The sequence below is a fragment of the Bacillus sp. FSL K6-3149 genome, assembly GCF_038630515.1.
Taxonomy (GTDB): Bacteria; Bacillota; Bacilli; order Bacillales; family Bacillaceae; genus Bacillus; species Bacillus pumilus.
The window spans coordinates 3,054,641-3,071,046 of record NZ_CP152034.1 but is presented as its reverse complement, the minus strand read 5'-3'; the positions used below and the strand labels follow the sequence as shown (position 1 = coordinate 3,071,046).

Annotated in this window: 19 protein-coding genes, 2 pseudogenes and 1 riboswitch; of the genes and pseudogenes, 17 read left to right on the top strand and 4 right to left on the bottom strand. The window is 41.3% G+C overall.

Going from position 1 to position 16,406, the window contains the following annotated elements; translation table 11 throughout:
• Positions 1-4: 4 nt before the first annotated feature.
• From MHB83_RS15510 to lysA, 3 genes are all read left to right on the top strand, one after another.
• Positions 5-613 (top strand): stage V sporulation protein AE, encoded by a 609-nt coding sequence (locus MHB83_RS15510; RefSeq protein ID WP_309216891.1) that lies wholly within the window; start codon positions 5-7, stop codon positions 611-613.
• Positions 558-2,039, top strand: a complete 1,482-nt coding sequence (locus MHB83_RS15505; protein ID WP_106918382.1) for a spore germination protein — start codon at positions 558-560, stop codon at positions 2,037-2,039. Before MHB83_RS15510 ends, MHB83_RS15505 begins: the two co-directional genes overlap by 56 nt.
• Positions 2,040-2,155: 116 nt before the next feature.
• On the top strand, positions 2,156-3,481 hold the full coding sequence (gene lysA / locus MHB83_RS15500; RefSeq protein ID WP_268458455.1) for a diaminopimelate decarboxylase: 1,326 nt from the start codon (positions 2,156-2,158) through the stop codon (positions 3,479-3,481).
• 38 nt (positions 3,482-3,519) lie between these two features.
• Here lysA and MHB83_RS15495 read toward each other — a convergent pair whose 3' ends face one another.
• A complete protein-coding gene (locus tag MHB83_RS15495) occupies positions 3,520-4,404 on the bottom strand; it encodes a DUF1002 domain-containing protein (RefSeq protein WP_003215933.1) in 885 nt (294 codons plus the stop codon).
• Between the two features lie 321 nt (positions 4,405-4,725).
• Between MHB83_RS15495 and MHB83_RS15490 the strand changes: the two genes are divergently transcribed.
• Positions 4,726-5,163 (top strand): peptidylprolyl isomerase, encoded by a 438-nt coding sequence (locus MHB83_RS15490; RefSeq protein ID WP_003215505.1) that lies wholly within the window; start codon positions 4,726-4,728, stop codon positions 5,161-5,163.
• A gap of 36 nt (positions 5,164-5,199) precedes the next feature.
• On the opposite strand, the gene MHB83_RS15485 is transcribed toward MHB83_RS15490, so the two are convergent.
• The gene (locus MHB83_RS15485) at positions 5,200-6,456 is read right to left on the bottom strand and encodes an MFS transporter (RefSeq protein WP_342496455.1); all 1,257 of its coding nucleotides are present in this window, start codon (positions 6,454-6,456) and stop codon (positions 5,200-5,202) included.
• 250 nt (positions 6,457-6,706) lie between these two features.
• Between MHB83_RS15485 and MHB83_RS15480 the strand changes: the two genes are divergently transcribed.
• From MHB83_RS15480 to MHB83_RS15450, 7 genes and pseudogenes are all read left to right on the top strand, one after another.
• Positions 6,707-7,288, top strand: coding sequence for a TetR/AcrR family transcriptional regulator (locus MHB83_RS15480; RefSeq protein ID WP_342496454.1), 582 nt, complete (start codon positions 6,707-6,709; stop codon positions 7,286-7,288).
• Between the two features lie 209 nt (positions 7,289-7,497).
• Complete coding sequence (locus MHB83_RS15475; protein ID WP_003215556.1) at positions 7,498-7,731, top strand: DUF2164 domain-containing protein; 234 nt, start codon at positions 7,498-7,500, stop codon at positions 7,729-7,731.
• A 224-nt stretch (positions 7,732-7,955) separates the two neighbouring features.
• On the top strand, positions 7,956-8,300 hold the full coding sequence (locus MHB83_RS15470) for a hypothetical protein (protein WP_003215701.1): 345 nt from the start codon (positions 7,956-7,958) through the stop codon (positions 8,298-8,300).
• A 105-nt stretch (positions 8,301-8,405) separates the two neighbouring features.
• A riboswitch (FMN riboswitch) is annotated at positions 8,406-8,547 on the top strand.
• A gap of 254 nt (positions 8,548-8,801) precedes the next feature.
• Entirely contained in the window at positions 8,802-9,452 is a 651-nt protein-coding gene (gene ribE, locus MHB83_RS15465) for a riboflavin synthase (protein ID WP_342496453.1), read from the top strand.
• Between the two features lie 11 nt (positions 9,453-9,463).
• A pseudogene (gene ribB, locus MHB83_RS15460) lies at positions 9,464-10,042 on the top strand (3,4-dihydroxy-2-butanone-4-phosphate synthase); the annotation flags it as partial.
• A gap of 75 nt (positions 10,043-10,117) precedes the next feature.
• Positions 10,118-10,582 (top strand): 6,7-dimethyl-8-ribityllumazine synthase, encoded by a 465-nt coding sequence (ribE, locus tag MHB83_RS15455; RefSeq protein WP_012010433.1) that lies wholly within the window; start codon positions 10,118-10,120, stop codon positions 10,580-10,582.
• Between the two features lie 113 nt (positions 10,583-10,695).
• Positions 10,696-11,049, top strand: a complete 354-nt coding sequence (locus tag MHB83_RS15450; protein WP_106028745.1) for a GNAT family N-acetyltransferase — start codon at positions 10,696-10,698, stop codon at positions 11,047-11,049.
• A 24-nt stretch (positions 11,050-11,073) separates the two neighbouring features.
• On the opposite strand, the gene MHB83_RS15445 is transcribed toward MHB83_RS15450, so the two are convergent.
• Both MHB83_RS15445 and MHB83_RS15440 read right to left on the bottom strand, forming a co-directional pair.
• On the bottom strand, positions 11,074-11,598 hold the full coding sequence (locus tag MHB83_RS15445; protein WP_342496452.1) for a DUF309 domain-containing protein: 525 nt from the start codon (positions 11,596-11,598) through the stop codon (positions 11,074-11,076).
• An 87-nt stretch (positions 11,599-11,685) separates the two neighbouring features.
• Positions 11,686-11,769: pseudogene (locus MHB83_RS15440) on the bottom strand (YjcZ family sporulation protein); the annotation flags it as partial.
• A gap of 216 nt (positions 11,770-11,985) precedes the next feature.
• Here MHB83_RS15440 and MHB83_RS15435 point away from each other — a divergent pair.
• The 6 genes from MHB83_RS15435 to MHB83_RS15410 all read left to right on the top strand — a co-directional run bounded on the left by MHB83_RS15435 (position 11,986) and on the right by MHB83_RS15410 (position 16,301).
• Positions 11,986-12,744, top strand: coding sequence for a segregation/condensation protein A (locus tag MHB83_RS15435; RefSeq protein ID WP_050943826.1), 759 nt, complete (start codon positions 11,986-11,988; stop codon positions 12,742-12,744).
• Positions 12,734-13,327, top strand: a complete 594-nt coding sequence (gene scpB, locus MHB83_RS15430) for an SMC-Scp complex subunit ScpB (protein ID WP_034661126.1) — start codon at positions 12,734-12,736, stop codon at positions 13,325-13,327. Before MHB83_RS15435 ends, scpB begins: the two co-directional genes overlap by 11 nt.
• 113 nt (positions 13,328-13,440) lie before the next feature.
• The gene (locus tag MHB83_RS15425; protein ID WP_003215803.1) at positions 13,441-13,920 is read left to right on the top strand and encodes a YpuI family protein; all 480 of its coding nucleotides are present in this window, start codon (positions 13,441-13,443) and stop codon (positions 13,918-13,920) included.
• A gap of 113 nt (positions 13,921-14,033) precedes the next feature.
• A complete protein-coding gene (locus MHB83_RS15420) occupies positions 14,034-15,185 on the top strand; it encodes a D-alanyl-D-alanine carboxypeptidase family protein (protein ID WP_342496451.1) in 1,152 nt (383 codons plus the stop codon).
• A complete protein-coding gene (locus tag MHB83_RS15415; protein WP_003215919.1) occupies positions 15,173-15,760 on the top strand; it encodes a nucleoside recognition domain-containing protein in 588 nt (195 codons plus the stop codon). The genes MHB83_RS15420 and MHB83_RS15415 overlap by 13 nt, the downstream gene beginning before the upstream one ends.
• A gap of 4 nt (positions 15,761-15,764) precedes the next feature.
• Positions 15,765-16,301, top strand: coding sequence for a spore maturation protein (locus MHB83_RS15410; RefSeq protein ID WP_003216139.1), 537 nt, complete (start codon positions 15,765-15,767; stop codon positions 16,299-16,301).
• Positions 16,302-16,406 lie beyond the last annotated feature (105 nt).

Below are 16,406 nucleotides of genomic sequence, written 5' to 3'. Positions count from 1 at the left end.
TAATATGGGGCAAAGACGAAAAGTCATTTTAGTGACAGACGGAGATATATATGCTGCCAAAACCATTGAGCTTGCTGCTAAAAATGTCGGTGGGCGATGTATTTCCAGCTCAAAAGGAAATCCAAGCAAACGAACAGGACCTGAACTTGTGCAGATGATTTTAAAAACGCCGAATGATCCAGTGTTTGTCATGTTTGATGATTCTGGCCTGACAGGTGAAGGAACAGGGGAGATAGCGATGAAGCATGTGGCGCGTCATCCTAAAATTGAAGTCATTGGGGCGATCGCCGTTGCATCCAAAACGCATCAAGCTGAATGGACAAAGGTTCATGTTTCCATTGACCGGGAGGGTGAACTGACAGAATACGGTGTCGACAAGCATGGTCTTCCCGAAATGGAGCCTCATAAAATGAGCGGAGATACCGTGTATTGTCTTGACTCGCTCGATCTGCCGTTTGTTGTTGGAATTGGAGATATTGGCAAAATGGGACGGAAAGATGATCTGAGCAAAGGATCTCCGATCACAATGAAAGCAGTTGAATTAATTTTAGAAAGGAGTGGTTTCCATGAAGAAAGACAAGGTAAACGTGTACCGAGATCCGAAGAAAAATGAAGATTACTTTAAAGAAAATGTCGGAATGGGTCTCAGCTTTGACCTTGGCGTGCGGAAAATTTATATACACGATCAGGAAATCCAACTTTACTATGTAAATGGACTGTGTGATACACAGTATGTCATCTACTTATTAAAAGAGCTAGTTGAAATCAATGACAACGAACCTGAATCAGATGACATGGCCCGTGTGATTGAGAATCGTCTTGTCAATCAGCAGGTCTCAAAGGTTGAAACACTTGATGAAGCGGTAGACCAAGTGCTGTCGGGCCTTGTGGCAGTTGTAGTTGAAGGTGAAAACTACGCATTTATCATTGATGTTAGAAGCTATCCTGGCAGAATGCCTGAGGAGCCGGATACAGAAAAGGTTGTCCGGGGAGCAAGGGACGGCTTTGTTGAAAACATTATTGTGAATACAGCGCTGATTCGAAGAAGAGTACGGGATGAAAAGCTGCGATACAAAATGCTCAAAGTAGGCGAACGTTCAAAAGCGGATGTCTGTGTTTGCTATATTGAAGATATTGCAGACCCGGATCTTGTAGATATTATAGAAAAAGAAGTATCAGGAATCAAAGTCGATGGGCTGACGATGTCTGATAAAACGATTGAAGAATTCATTATTAAACAAGGATACAATCCCTTTCCCCTTGTACGTTACACCGAGCGTCCAGATGTCGCCGCTAACCATATACTAGAAGGGCATGTCATCATTATTACGGATACATCTCCTAGTGTCATCATTACGCCAACCACCATTTTTCACCACGTTCAACATGCAGAAGAATACCGCCAAGCACCTGCAGTTGGTACGTTCCTAAGATGGGTACGCTTTTTAGGCATTTTATGTTCAACGTTTCTTTTACCAATTTGGTTTCTGTTTATCCTTGAACCAAGTCTTCTGCCAGATAATTTAAGCTATATTGGCTTTAACAAACCATCCCATATCCCAGTGATTTTACAAGTATTTCTAGCTGATTTTGGGGTAGAATTTTTAAGGATGGCTGCAATTCATACGCCAACTGCATTGTCGACCGCCATGGGGCTGATTGCGGCTGTTTTAATTGGGCAAATTGCCATTGATGTCGGTTTATTTACACCAGAGGTCATTTTATACGTCTCACTAGCGGCAATCGGTACATTTACAACCCCAAGCTATGAGCTGAGTGTCGCCAATAAGATTGTACGACTCATCATATTAGCGCTCGTGGCGATCTTTAAGCTGAATGGACTCATCATTGGTTTTACGTTGTTACTCATCTACTTAACATCCATTCGTTCATTGCAGACGCCTTATATGTGGCCATTTCTTCCTTTTAACGGGAAGGCTTTATGGCAAGTGCTGATTCGGACGTCTGTTCCTGGCTCAAAAGTAAGGCCAAGCATTGTTCACCCTCAAAACAGATCAAAAATTCCGCCAAATTCTTAACGCTCATTGAAAGTGGCTGAAGATTGTGATATTGTATTTTTAACTTTGAGAAACGGCAAAAAGGCAGCTCACGCAGCTGTCTTTTTTCAGCCGAGGCGGAGAAAGAGGGAATGACATTGTATTTACACGGCACTTGCAGACAAAATGAACTCGGTCATTTAGAAATTGGTGGTGTTGATGCCGTTTCTTTAGCTGAAACGTATGGGACACCACTTTATGTATATGATGTGGCTTTAATACGGGAGCGTGCAAAAAGCTTTCAAAAAGCATTTATAGAAGAAGAGTTAAAAGCGCAGGTAGCATATGCGAGTAAAGCATTTTCCTCCATCGCGATGTTTCAGCTTGCCAAGGAAGAAGGATTATCTCTTGATGTCGTATCAGGCGGGGAGCTTCACACAGCCATTTGCGCTGGGTTTCCGGTAGAAAAAATTCATTTCCATGGCAACAATAAAAGTAGAGATGAATTAAAAATGGCGTTAGAGCACGAGATCGGCTGTATCGTTGTAGATAATTTCTACGAAATGAAGCTCATTGAAGAGCTTGGTCAAGAGCTGTCAAAACAGGTGAAAGTGCTGCTCCGTATCACACCAGGTGTCGAAGCGCATACGCATGATTACATTACAACAGGCCAAGAGGATTCCAAATTTGGCTTTGACCTTCACAATGGACAAGCAGATGAAGCGGTGAAACAAGTGCTTGGATCAGAAGTGATCGAACTGTTAGGCGTTCATTGCCATATCGGATCACAAATATTTGATACAGCTGGTTTTGTCCTTGCAGCAGACAAGATCTTTTTGAAGCTGGAAGAATGGAGAGAATCATTTGGTTTTATTTCGACCGTGTTAAACTTAGGCGGCGGCTTTGGCATCCGTTATACAGAAGAAGATGAACCACTTCCTGCGACAGAATATGTCGAGAAAATTATCCAAGCTGTAAAAGAGAACGTGACACGCTATGAGTTTGATATACCGGAGATTTGGATTGAGCCAGGCCGCTCTCTTGTTGGTGACGCAGGAACAACGCTTTATACGATCGGCTCATCAAAACACGTACCTGGCATTCGCGATTATGTTGCGGTAGATGGGGGAATGAGTGACAACATTCGTCCAGCATTATATCAAGCGAAATATGAAGCGGCAAGTGCCAACAAAATGAGCCAATCGCACAATCAAACAGTTTCTATTGCAGGGAAATGCTGTGAAAGCGGAGATATGCTTATTTGGGATATCGATCTGCCAGAGTTATCACAAGGAGATTTATTAGCTGTCTTTTGTACCGGAGCTTACGGCTACAGTATGTCAAATAACTATAACCGCATCCCGCGTCCGGCTGTTGTATTTGTAGAAGACGGGGAAGCGCAGCTTGTGGTTGAACGTGAAACATATGCGGACATTGTCAAACTTGATTTACCTTATCAATCAAAAGTGAAATCATCTACGTAAAAAAGCTGCCTGTACATCAGGCAGCTTTTTATAATGACTTATTTACCTCCAGTAAATACAGAGACGATCGCGTTCCAAATGGAGACAAAGAAATCCCAAATCTTTTGAAGTAGGTTTTTCCCTTCATCTGATTCTATGAATTTCGTAATCTTGTCTTTTGCTTTATCGATTTGAGATCCTACCTGGTTCCAATCGATATTGATGTTCTTCATTTTATCGAATAGAGAAATAAGCTGATCCTTTTGATCTTGCGTTAGATTTAAGTTTAAATCAGAAGCAGCCTGATCCACTTTTTCTTCTACTTCTTTTGTTGTTTTAGGGACACCATTTTTCGCAATGTCATCCTTGATTTTTGCAATAAGGGCAGAAGCATTGTCTTTCCCGATGGAGTCACCCAATTTAGACGTTGTCACAAGCTCTTCGTTTGCTACCTGCTTCACATCTTCTGGAATGGCTTTGTCGCTAGACACTTCATAGGCCTTTAATAAACCCGTCAGTGCGGCTGTACCAGAAACTTCAAACGGTGCAGTCACAACAACCTTGGCATCCTTGACACCGGCTGTCATTAAAGCATTTAAATACATCTCATCTGTAATGGTCTTGATGTTATGTGTATCCACAGTCAGACCAGTACCTGATTTTTCAATGGTGATAGATGAAGATGATAATGCTCTCGTCCCGATAGAAGAACGGGGGATATACTTTCCTAAATATTCATGCTCTTCTTTATTGGTTACTTCAATTTTTGTCGCATTTTCAGGTGGATTCAACTCGTCAAGCACCTTTTGGCGATCAGCCGGAGTTAAGTCTTGCCCAAGTGTGACGATGACATCGCCGACAGCTGCATCCGCTAAGCTGACTTTTGGCGCACCAATGAGGAAAAGGAGCGCTGCCATCATACTAAGCATTGATTTTTTAAACATGTTGACCTCCTTCAAGTCGAAAGGGTTCCTCTTTCAAGAGAAACTCATCTTTTGAGTACACGTAAAGAAATGTACTCCATCATATAGACGTAACAAATCGATTCGACGTTTCAATTTTCTTTTTAAGATGTTTTCCTTTTCCAATAAATAAAGACCTGTTGCTCATTCTGTTATCAATTTAATAGGAAAAAAGGATCAAGCTCTTCTATTGTATCAATCCTAAGAAAAGAGGTAAATCACAATCAAAGAGCAGGGGATGTTTAACATGACCGAAAATGTGCTATAATGAGCGTTGTTTAACCTGAAAGGAGAATGTGAAAAATGGCAAAAAAAGGATACATACAACTAACGAATGGTAAGAAACTTGAGTTTGAACTATACCCAGAGGCTGCTCCAGGTACAGTAGCAAACTTTGAAAAATTAGCGAATGAAGGCTTCTACGATGGATTGAAATTCCACCGCGTCATCCCAGGCTTCGTAAGCCAAGGTGGCGATCCAAACGGTAATGGAACAGGCGGTCCTGGTTACACAATTAAATGTGAAACAGAAGGGAATCCACATCAACACGAAAGAGGTTCATTATCAATGGCGCATGCTGGAAAAGACACGGGCGGCAGCCAATTCTTTATCGTCCATGACCCGCAGCCGCACTTAAACGGTGTTCACACTGTTTTTGGCAAAGTAACATCTGGTATCGAGGCTGTTCTAGATATGGAACAAGGCCAAGGAATGGAAAAAGTCGAAGTTTTCGATGCTTAATCCAAAACACCGCTTAAACGCGGTGTTTTTTTATTATCAATCTGATTTTACGGTTATTTGTTCCGTGAGGCGGTAGGTGATGAACCAATATAAAAGGGCAATAGCGCTAACAGAGGCGCCAAATAAACATACTCCGCTCCAGCCATTGTTTGCGTATATGCTAGTGGAAGCAATGGAACCAGTCGCACTGCCGATGGAGTAAAAAATCATATAAGCAGCAGTGAGCCGGCTTCTCGCCTCAGGCAGCACTGTGAAAATCATACTTTGGTTGGTCACATGTACGGCCTGCACAGATAGGTCAAGAATAATAATACCTATGATTAATAAAATGAGTGAATATTCAGTGAAAAAAATAAAAAACCATGAAACGAATAATAGGACAAGGGCTATACAAGTTGTTAATTGTCCTAAGCCTCGATCAGCAAGGCTTCCAGCCCGAGTAGCGCCTAATGCTCCGGCAACTCCAGCAAGACCAAATGCACCGATCGCCGTATGTGAAAGATTGTGTGGCGAGCTGCTGAGAGGCAGCACGAGCGAAGTCCACAACGTACCAAACACGATAAAGATCAGAAAACCCAGTATGCCTCGGATGCGCAGAATTTGTTCTTGTCTGAACAATGTAAACATTGAAGCAAGCAGCTTCATATAGGATATTGACGCTCTCTCGCTATCAGCCCGCGGGAGATACCGGTATAACACGGAGGTTATGATGAGCATCATAACGGCAGACACGAGATAGACTGACCTCCAGCCGGCGAGATCGGTTAGTACACCAGCAAACGTTCGTGCGAGAAGAATACCAATCACAATGCCACTTTGAACCAAGCCCACGATACGGCCTCGTTCTTCAGGAGCAGCCCATGTCGCTGCGAACGCTACGAGTACCTGAGTGACCACAGCAAGCATACCGACGGAAGCCAGCCCTATAAACAGGACGGTTGCAGTAGGGGCGATGCCGACTAGAATCAGAGATAACACGGATACTAGCATCTGAGCCATGATGAGCCGCCTTTGATTGAACAGGTCACCAAGTGGTACGATCAGTAGCAGTCCTAGTGCATAACAAAGCTGAGTAATCGTAATGACAATGCCAATGGATGAATAGGTGATGCCAAACTCGGATGCGAGGGAGTCTAATAACGGTTGTGCAAAGTATATGTTTGCAACTGCCATCCCGCAGGCTGACGCAAAAAGCAGAGCCATATAGTGAGTCATCGCTTGCTTCGGTTTGTTTTGTAAATGAGCCGTTTCCAAATCAAGATGTTCTATGGAAATGATTTTTTCTTTCACCATGCATGTCTTCGTCTCCTTTTGTACTAAAAAGTATAATATACTGATCGGTATATTATGATTCCTGTTAAGGATAACCAATAAAACATTTTAAAGTCAATACTTTCATCTTGAAAGAGGAAGGAAATTTGACAATCATACGTCGATAAAATAAAATTATAATGTACCGATTGGTAATCAAATAGACAATAATATCAAAAAATAGATACCTGACTTTGTGAAGAAATTTTAATGTTGAAAAGAGGAATTGCTGATGGTTCGACAACGGGAATTTGACAAGGAAAAAGCGTTGGATGAGGCAATGGTGCTTTTTTGGGAAAAGGGGTATAGGGCCACTACATTAAGCGATTTGACTGAAAAAATGGGAATACAGCGGCCAAGTTTATACTCAGCGTTTGGAGATAAAGAGGAATTATTTGAGGCCGCATTACGCAAATACACAAAGCAGCATGCTGCCCATATTCGAACAAAACTTCAAAACAAACTTTCTGTCAAGGAAGCATTTCATGCATTATTTGTAGATTTAGTAGAAGAGGAATATAGAGATGGTCCGAGTAAAGGGTGTTTTTGCATCAATACAATAGTGGAACTTGCGCCACACGAAGAGAAATTTGAAATTCTGACAAGAGAGCATCAGATGTATCTTTCCGTCATTTTCGAAGAAAGAATTGTTCAAGGTATTCGCTCGAGTGAGCTCAAAAGTAGCCTGAATGCGAAAGCTTTAGCACAAACACTGGTCGTTTCTTTCATAGGACTGACCGTCCTCATGAAATCTCGTCCAGAACGTTCATTTGTAGATCATTCTGTAGCGACGATACTTTCCATATTAAAATAATGACAACATGCTATGGTATCCTCCTTCAATAAGAGTGATAGCGTATTTTGAACTAAATATCAAAATACGCTTTTTCTTTTAGGACAGTTGTGGACAAAATTCGATTTTGTGATATGATAAGAGAACAAACATTCGTATTTGTGGGTGTCGCCACATTGTCAGTACAAATCTAAAAAGCGTGGTCAGGCCGAAAGAAAGCAGGAGATAATTTGAAACCATTAACAAAAGAAGAAAAAAATCAAATGATGATTGCCATTCAGCGTTACTTTGCCGAAGAACGAGAAGAAGAAATTGGTGAATTAGCAGCCATCAATATACTAGAATTTATCACAAAAAACCTTGGAAGCTACTATTATAATCAAGGGGTTCGTGACAGCCGGAACATCGCTGTTCAGAGATCGCAATTGTTAGAGGAAGATTTATTTGCACTCGAAAAAAGATGATCATCAATAATGTGCGCCTTGCTAACTGATAAAGAGGAAAGAGACCCCCTTAATAAAGAACGCATATTCGTATCATATGTAATGATGAAAAGGTGGAACCAAAGGTCCATCTCAATCGTTATATAAGTAACCATTAATGGAAATCAGCTTTTTTAGTTTTATTTCATCAAAAGAAGGAATAAAGCATACAAATAGGCGAAGTGCAGATGATGGAGGTTCTAAATATGGGGAAAATTAAATTGAAAATGGCCATCTTATTTGTTTTACTGCTTTGTTTAGGCGCAGGTTATTTATACATGAATGGCATGAAAATTGAAGATGTGCCAACAGCCATTGGTGAAAGCTTAACAAATAATGATAAAGATTATACCATCTATGAATATACCATTACGAAAATTGACGGAGATGAATATTACGGTCAAGCAAAAAACGGCACAAAAATCATTTTTAGTGGAAAGAAGTTCGAAGATGATGTGGCCGACTTGAAGAAAGGTGATCGTATTAAAGCCTACTTTAGTAATGAAAAGAGAATAGATGGTCTTATAAAAGTAGTAAAAGTCGTTAATTAACAAGTCTCCTTTCCTATAAGGAGGCTTTTTTTGTGAGAAATCTTGATTGTTGCATTTGACAACAAGGATCGCTATAATAGCCCCTAAGGACAGCTAAATATCGATTGTATCCTTCGGGGCAGGGTGAAAATCCCGACCGACGGTAATAAAGCAAATGCTTTACAGCCCGTGACCCGTTAATTTATTAACGGTTGATTCAGTGAAAAGCTGAAGCCGACAGTGAAAGTCTGGATGGGAGAAGGATAAAGAAAGCTATGAACGAAAAATATTTATCGATCATAGTTTTATTTCTGATGCAAAAAAGCCACAGCCCCGGAATTTTTTCCGGGGCTTTCTGTATGTTCATGTAGTGAATAGACCGGCATGCAGTGTTTATTAGGTGATCCCTCATCTACCTTGTATGGACCATAAAAAGCGACGAAGGTGCTCAATCGATCACATGTCCCTAACATCGCTTTTTTAAAAAGTGAGAAATACAAATGAAAAGAAAGGGAGGATCACATGTTTACGGGGATAATTGAAGAAGTAGGCGCAGTTCAGTCATTAAGGAAAAAGTCAGCAGATGCCATAGAAATTGTCATTCAGTGCAGCCGTGTGCTAGAAGATGTTCACCTCGGAGACAGTATTGCGATCAATGGTGTATGTCTTACAGTCACAAGCTTTACAAAAGCACAGTTCGCAGCAGATGTGATGCCAGAAACGGTCAAAGCGACATCACTGGATCAGCTGACATCAGGCAGTCCAGTGAATTTAGAGCGGGCCATGTCCTCGAATGGACGATTCGGCGGTCATTTTGTCTCAGGCCATGTTGACGGGACGGCAGTCATTACCCGAATAGAAAAGAAAAGTAATGCCATTTACTATGATTTAGAGATGGACAAGACCCTCACAGATATGCTCACGCAAAAGGGTTCGATCGCAATAGATGGTGTCAGCTTAACCATTTTCGATTTGCAAGATTCACACGTCACAGTCTCTATTATTCCTCATACGCTTGAAGGAACTATTTTCCCGACTAAATCTATGGGAGAGATCGTGAATATAGAGTGTGACATGATCGGTAAATACATCTATCGCTTTTTAACAAAAGAACAAGGTGAAAAGCAGCCATCCCGATTGACCCCATCATTTTTAAAAGAGCACGGATTCTAGGAGGCGATTGTATGTATCATTTAGTAGAAGAAGCAGTAAACGCTCTGAAAGAAGGAGAAATCATTATCGTAGTGGATGATGAAGACAGAGAAAACGAAGGAGATTTTGTGGCACTTGCTGAGCATGCCACGCCTGAAGTGATTAACTTTATGGCTTTACATGGAAGAGGTCTCATTTGTACACCGGTCCATGCGTCGATTGCCAAACACCTGAACCTGCATCCAATGGTAGAACAAAATACAGATGCACACCATACAGCTTTTACAGTGAGCATCGATCATGTGACAACGACGACTGGTATTAGTGCTTTTGAGCGCTCTACGACCATGCTTGCCATGTTAAATAAAGACGCAACTCCAGAAGAATTTGCCCGCCCAGGTCATGTATTTCCGCTCATTGCAAAAGAAGGCGGCGTACTAGAAAGACCAGGTCATACAGAGGCGGCGGTAGATCTTGCGAAACTGGCAGGTTCAGAGCCAGCGGGTGTCATTTGTGAAATCATGAATGTAGATGGCTCAATGGCGCGTGTTCCAGAACTAAAAGAAATCCAAAAACAGCACGGTTTAAAGATGCTGACAATAGAAGCATTGCAAACCTATTTAAATAATAAAGAAACAGCAGCTATCGAAACAAAATAAAAAATCACAAAAAAGGATGATCAACATATGAATACAATACAAGGGCATGTAGTAGCAGAAGGACTAAAATTTGCAATTGTCGTCGCGAGATTTAATGACTTTATTACAAGTAAACTGCTTGACGGAGCAGAAGATACATTGCTCAGACACGGAGCAAACGGTGACGATATTGATGTCGTGTGGGTACCGGGTGCTTTTGAAATTCCGTACATGGCAAAAAAACTAGCTGAAACAGAGAAATATGATGCTGTCATTACACTTGGAACTGTAATCAGGGGCGCAACAACTCACTACGATTATGTTTGTAATGAAGCCGCTAAAGGAATTGCTCAAAGTGCCATGTCAACAGGGGTACCTATTATCTTTGGTGTACTAACAACAGAATCCATTGAACAAGCTATCGAAAGAGCCGGTACAAAAGCTGGAAATAAAGGCAGCGAATCGGCTGCAGCTGCCATTGAAATGGCGAATCTCAACCGTACCTTTCGTTAATTTAGTGAAAAAGAGTTTAAAAACGGTATAAAAATGTTTATAATGTGTGATGAGCAAATGATTCGTGAGACATTTGCTGGACATAAGGATAATTTGAATATTGAGGGGTATATATGTTAATTCGTTATAAGAGGTCTTTTGAAAAAATTGCCATGGGGCTACTCTCCTTCATGCCAGGTGAGAAAGACGTCAAACAGCTTCAGCAGACGATGAAGTCATATGAAATGGATGAAAATCGGCAGCTGTTCCTTTGGAAAGATGGCGAGGATATCGTAGGTGCTATTGGTGTGTTGAAAACAGACGACCAAGTACAAATCGAGCATATTAGTGTGAATCCATCCCATCGAGATCAAGGAATCGGCAAGGAAATGGTTTTAGCCGTGGAAGAGGTATTCAAAACCAAAACACTCATTCCAAATGAATTAACGCAAGGCTTCTTTCATAGGTGTCACAGTGAAACAAATTAAATATCACACATGTAAAAGCAGAGGCTACAGTCCTCTGCTTTTTTTACGTTCGATTTGCTTTTTTCGTTCAAGCAATACATCTGTCCGGTCACGCAGTCTATGTTTTTCGATCAAAAATGTGTGGGATAAGTTGCTCTCCTGGCCAAAGATCAGTCCGTCTTTTTGAGCCATTTCTTGGCATAGAGACAGGAGCGCTTCATCTTTAATCGGGAGCATCACACTTTCGTAGGGCATGTCTTCAGCCATTTTCTTCTTCAGCGTTCTCAGAAGTTTGAGAAACGCCTCATCATCCAGACCGAGGTTCGATAATACGGGCCGGTTTGCTTCCAGCAAGTGGAGGCTATTTGAAATGAGCCGTTTTGCACCTTTTCCATTTCCCCGTCTTTGATGATACAAAGCAACGGCAAGCTGAATGAAGCCAACCCAATATTCTTTGCGCTGCTCATGCGGGTCTTCCTTCCAATATTCCTCAAGAATTTCATGACACTCAAAATAATCTCTTGTCGTATGAAATTCATGTAAAAAAGCCACGTACGCTTCAGGATACACAGTGGTCATCTCCTTTTCCACTCTCAGTCTAACATATTGAAAAGAAAAGAAGAAAGAGCGCCCTTCGTGAAAGGACGCCCTGTTTCTTTAATAAACCCAAGCCGCGCCAACGATGATCAGCAAGATGAAAAGCACGACAATAAGCGCGAAACCTCCACCAAAGTTATAGCCATCTCCCATAATGATACGGCCTCCTTTTTCATAGTTCTGTTTACAATGGTATTCTATGTATAAATGCCCTGAGTGGTATGGGCGAAACCACTGTTTTTCTTATTTTGCCTAGGACATCATGGTCGAAATTATATTGGACGAGAGCTTTATCCTGTCTTATACTAAAGGTTAGCCGGTGAAACGGTACTTAGAAGACAGTAGAAATGGTGAGAAAAAATGCTGGAATATCAGGTGAAAATAGATTCGTTTGAAGGTCCATTGGACTTACTTTTACATTTAATCAACCGGTTGGAAATTGATATTTATGATATTCCCGTTGCTAAAATTACGGAGCAGTATTTATTATATGTCCATACCATGAGGGAGCTTGAACTTGATGTGGCAAGTGAATATTTGGTGATGGCTGCAACCCTCCTGAGTATTAAAAGCAGAATGCTCCTTCCGAAACAAGAGGAAGAGCTATTTGATGAAGACCTGCTTGAAGAGGAAGAGGACCCTCGAGAAGAGCTGATTGGCAAACTGATTGAATACCGAAAGTATAAAGATGCAGCACAAGAACTAAAAGAACGCGAGGAAGAAAGGCAAAATGCCTTTACAAAACCTCCGAGTGATTTAAGCGAATTTGCAAAAGAATCGGAAGCGAAGGACACAAACCTGCATGTCACGGTGTATGATATGTTAGGTGCGTTCCAAAAGGTATTGAACCGAAAGAAAATAACGAAACCAGCACCATCTAGGATTACAAGACAAGAAATCCCGATTGAAGACAAAATGAATGAGATTATGAACCATTTAAGAAAAACGAAAAAGCGGACCAATTTCATGACTCTATTTCAACATGATCAAAAGGAGCACCTTGTCGTGACGTTTCTTGCTGTTCTTGAATTGATGAAAGGTCATCAAATCATGTTAGAGCAGGAAGGAAACTTTGAAGACATTTATATTATAGGGAGTGAAACGATTCATGACGCTTGATATCGTGAATTGGAAAGCCATCATAGAAGCGCTGCTTTATGCAGCAGGTGACGAAGGCTTAACAAAAAAACAGCTCATGTCTGTTCTTGAAGTAGAAGAGGCAGCGTTACTCGATATGATGTCTGCCGTAAAGGAAGAGTATCAAAAACAAGAACGAGGAATTGAGCTCATTGAATATGCAGATTCATATATGCTGCTGACGAAAAAGGAATACAGCATTTATTTGAAAAAATTAGTCGAGACCCCATCCAAAGGTTTGTCTCAGGCAGCGCTTGAAGTACTCGCAATCGTTTCTTATAAACAGCCGATCACACGCAGTGAGGTAGAAGAAATCAGAGGAGTCAAATCAGAGCGGGTGCTTCATAGTTTAGTAGCCAAAGCGCTGCTCTGTGAAGTTGGACGTGCCGATGGCCCTGGGCGAGCAATTCTTTATGGGACAACACCTACCTTTTTAGAGCAGTTTGGCTTAAAGGCATTGGATGAATTACCGCCACTTCCAGAGAATGTGGAAGCAGATGGTGTACAAGAAGAAGCTGATCTATTTTTTGAAAACTTCAATCAAACATTTGAAGAGATAAAATAGTTCAAAAGAATGAAAAATGTATGATAAAATATAAAAAAGATTTTAGGTCTAACATCTATTGATGTCAGATAAAATGGTCATAAAGCCATGAGGGGAAGGTAAACACAAAACAAATGGCACATATGAATGTAAAGGCTCAAGTTGATCAAGCAGGCGTCTTTTTATCAAAGGTTGCAACTGAAATGAATGGTTTTCTGAACGAAGCTACCTTATCAAGTATGAAACGATTAAACCCTGAAGCGGAAGCCTATTATTGTGACATATTGAATACATTACGGAAGCTTGCAGTGTACAGCGAGGATGCAGCGGCAGTTTGCAGGAAAATCAGCCAGCAGCAGACATTCCCGCAGCAAGCCGCGCAGCAGACGCTTCACCGTATTTATCATCAATGTATTGAAGAGTTTTTCACGCCGAAAAAGGATACATGGTATGAAGACAGCCGTTCCGCATATACAGGAAAGAGCAGCATTGTTTTCCACCATGAAGTATCCGCTGAGATCAAACGATTATTTTCTTCATTAGAAAAAGATTTTTTAGCGATGAGAGAAGAGCTAGAATATACGACATCTCATCAGCAAATGAAAATGGTATAAGCAAGAGGAAGGAGCGTCTCTACATATAGAGACGCTTTTTTTTATGGACGAGGCATCATAACTTTTTCAGCCGCGCATACACTTGTACAAAACGGACAAGGACGTGAATGAACATGCCCTATTTAAAAATTGGAACAGCAGTCCTTCTTCTATTTACACTCTTACTGCCCTTTTCCTCACATGCCAAAGCAGATATGTCATTATCAGTGAGTGCAAGAAGCGCCATTTTAATAGATGGACAGTCAGGCAGAGTCCTATTTGGAAAGGACGAGCATGAAAAAAGAAGAATCGCCAGTATTACGAAAATTATGACGGCAGTATTAGCCATTGAATCAGGAAAAATGAAAGACACCGTCAAAGTATCAAAGCGCGCGATTCAAGCAGAGGGCTCATCGATTTATTTAAAAGAAGGGCAAAAGGTGAGCCTAGAAGACTTGACATACGGGCTTATGCTGCGTTCTGGAAATGATGCAGCTGTTGCCATTGCAGAGCATGTGGGCGGTAGCTTAGAAGGATTTATTTTTATGATGAATCAAAAAGCATCTGAACTAGGAATGGAGAATACGAATTTTCAAAATCCGCATGGACTCGATGATCATAAACATCATTATTCATCAGCCTATGACATGGCTATCTTAACAAAATACGCCACGGGGCATAAACAATATCAAAAAATTGCGGGAACGACTTTCTATAAAGCAAAAACGATGGAGGGCTATTGGAAAAATAAAAACAAGCTCCTTACTGGTTTATATCAATATTCTACTGGAGGGAAAACGGGATATACGAAGCTTGCAAAACGCACACTTGTCTCTACAGCTGCCAAAGGGGATGCGGCACTGATCGCTGTGACCATTAATGCGCCAGATGATTGGAAGGATCATATCTCTATGTTTGAATATGCATTTGATCATTATAAAACGTACGTACTTGCTGAAAAAGGAAGACTCGCTTCATTAAAAGGAACCTTTTACGAAAAAAAAGCATTTATCAAACGTGATGTGGACTATTTTTTAAATGAAGATGAGAAAAAGCTAGTAGAAATTGAAACGGAAATGCTTACTCCTCAAAAGAAGTGGAAAAAAAACGCCGAGGCCATCCCTGATGTTGTAGGGAAAATGACGTTTTTATTAGATGGACAGGTGATCGAGCAAGTACCGATTTTTTATGAAAATAAACGAAATCGAATGCCTCAAAAAAGCTTCCAAGAAATGTTTAAGTCTGTCTTTCAGACATCTATAGGCGGATCTTCATGGTCAATCTAATTTGGGTATTCCTCACTGTCATCGGTCTTGTGTACGCGATGTTCAACGGAACGATGGAGGAAGTAAACGAAGCTGTATTTAAGGGATCAAAGGAAGCAGTGACCATTTCAATTGGTCTGATTAGTGTCCTCGTTTTTTGGCTCGGGCTGATGAAGATTGCAGAAGAGGCAGGCTTGTTACATTTCTTTAGTAAATTGTGCCGTCCCTTTATTTCAAAGCTATTTCCGGATATTCCGCCTAACCATCCTGCGATGGGATATATTTTGTCCAATCTGATGGCGAATTTCTTTGGTCTCGGGAATGCCGCTACACCGCTTGGGATTAAGGCAATGGAGCAGATGAAAGCATTAAACGGCGGGAAAAATGAAGCAAGCCGGTCCATGATTACATTTTTAGCGGTCAACACATCCTCTATCACACTCGTGCCAACAACCGTCATTGCAATTAGAATGACCTATGGTGCAGATCAGCCAACAGACATTGTAGGGCCAACCATTTTGGCGACACTCATTTCAGGCATTGGTGCCATTCTCATTGATCGCTATTTCCACTATCGCAGAAGCAGGCGGGGGTGATCTCGTGTCATTTATTAACTGGCTGTCACTTGCTTTGATTCCACTGATCATCGCAGGAATTTTAATTGCGGGAACCATTAAAAAGGTACCGACCTATGAAACATTTGTCGAGGGCGGGAAAGAAGGTATTCAAATTGCCTTTTCAATCATTCCTTATTTAGTCGGCATGCTCGTGGCCATTACGATATTCCGCGCGTCTGGTGCGCTTGATTTTGTCATGGGACTGTTAAAACCCGTGTTTACAGCGATCGGCTTCCCGGCAGAAGTGGTGCCGCTTGCGTTTATTCGTCCGATATCTGGCACAGCTGCACTCGGGATGACATCAGACCTCATTGCGACATATGGACCAGATTCATTTATCGGACAGCTCGCAGCTGTCATGCAAGGGTCAACTGATACCACTCTCTACATTTTAACGGTCTATTTTGGGGCAGTCGGTATAAAAAAAATGGGAGATGCGCTGAAAGTAGGTCTGTTAGCGGACCTCATTGGCATCATTGCATCTGTCATCATCGTCAGTTTGTTATTTAGCGGCGCCTAATGAGGCGCTTTTTTGTCTTTCAATGGATGGAAAATTGCTTTTTAGCTGAAATTAAACAGACGAATCGCTTATTTTTCCACGAATGCTTGTTTGTTTTAAGTCAAG

Excerpts from the sequence above, each read along its gene's own strand:
- MHB83_RS15510 (WP_309216891.1), top strand. The coding sequence starts at position 5 with ATGGGGCAAAGACGAAAAGTCATTTTAGTGACAGACGGAGATATATAT.
- MHB83_RS15495 (WP_003215933.1), bottom strand. The coding sequence starts at position 4,404 with ATGTTTAAAAAATCAATGCTTAGTATGATGGCAGCGCTCCTTTTCCTC.
- MHB83_RS15490 (WP_003215505.1), top strand. The coding sequence starts at position 4,726 with ATGGCAAAAAAAGGATACATACAACTAACGAATGGTAAGAAACTTGAG.
- MHB83_RS15485 (WP_342496455.1), bottom strand. The coding sequence starts at position 6,456 with ATGGTGAAAGAAAAAATCATTTCCATAGAACATCTTGATTTGGAAACG.
- MHB83_RS15480 (WP_342496454.1), top strand. The coding sequence starts at position 6,707 with ATGGTTCGACAACGGGAATTTGACAAGGAAAAAGCGTTGGATGAGGCA.
- MHB83_RS15470 (WP_003215701.1), top strand. The coding sequence starts at position 7,956 with ATGGGGAAAATTAAATTGAAAATGGCCATCTTATTTGTTTTACTGCTT.
- ribE (WP_342496453.1), top strand. The coding sequence starts at position 8,802 with ATGTTTACGGGGATAATTGAAGAAGTAGGCGCAGTTCAGTCATTAAGG.
- ribE (WP_012010433.1), top strand. The coding sequence starts at position 10,118 with ATGAATACAATACAAGGGCATGTAGTAGCAGAAGGACTAAAATTTGCA.
- MHB83_RS15450 (WP_106028745.1), top strand. The coding sequence starts at position 10,696 with ATGTTAATTCGTTATAAGAGGTCTTTTGAAAAAATTGCCATGGGGCTA.
- MHB83_RS15435 (WP_050943826.1), top strand. The coding sequence starts at position 11,986 with ATGCTGGAATATCAGGTGAAAATAGATTCGTTTGAAGGTCCATTGGAC.
- scpB (WP_034661126.1), top strand. The coding sequence starts at position 12,734 with ATGACGCTTGATATCGTGAATTGGAAAGCCATCATAGAAGCGCTGCTT.
- MHB83_RS15425 (WP_003215803.1), top strand. The coding sequence starts at position 13,441 with ATGGCACATATGAATGTAAAGGCTCAAGTTGATCAAGCAGGCGTCTTT.
- MHB83_RS15420 (WP_342496451.1), top strand. The coding sequence starts at position 14,034 with ATGCCCTATTTAAAAATTGGAACAGCAGTCCTTCTTCTATTTACACTC.
- MHB83_RS15415 (WP_003215919.1), top strand. The coding sequence starts at position 15,173 with ATGGTCAATCTAATTTGGGTATTCCTCACTGTCATCGGTCTTGTGTAC.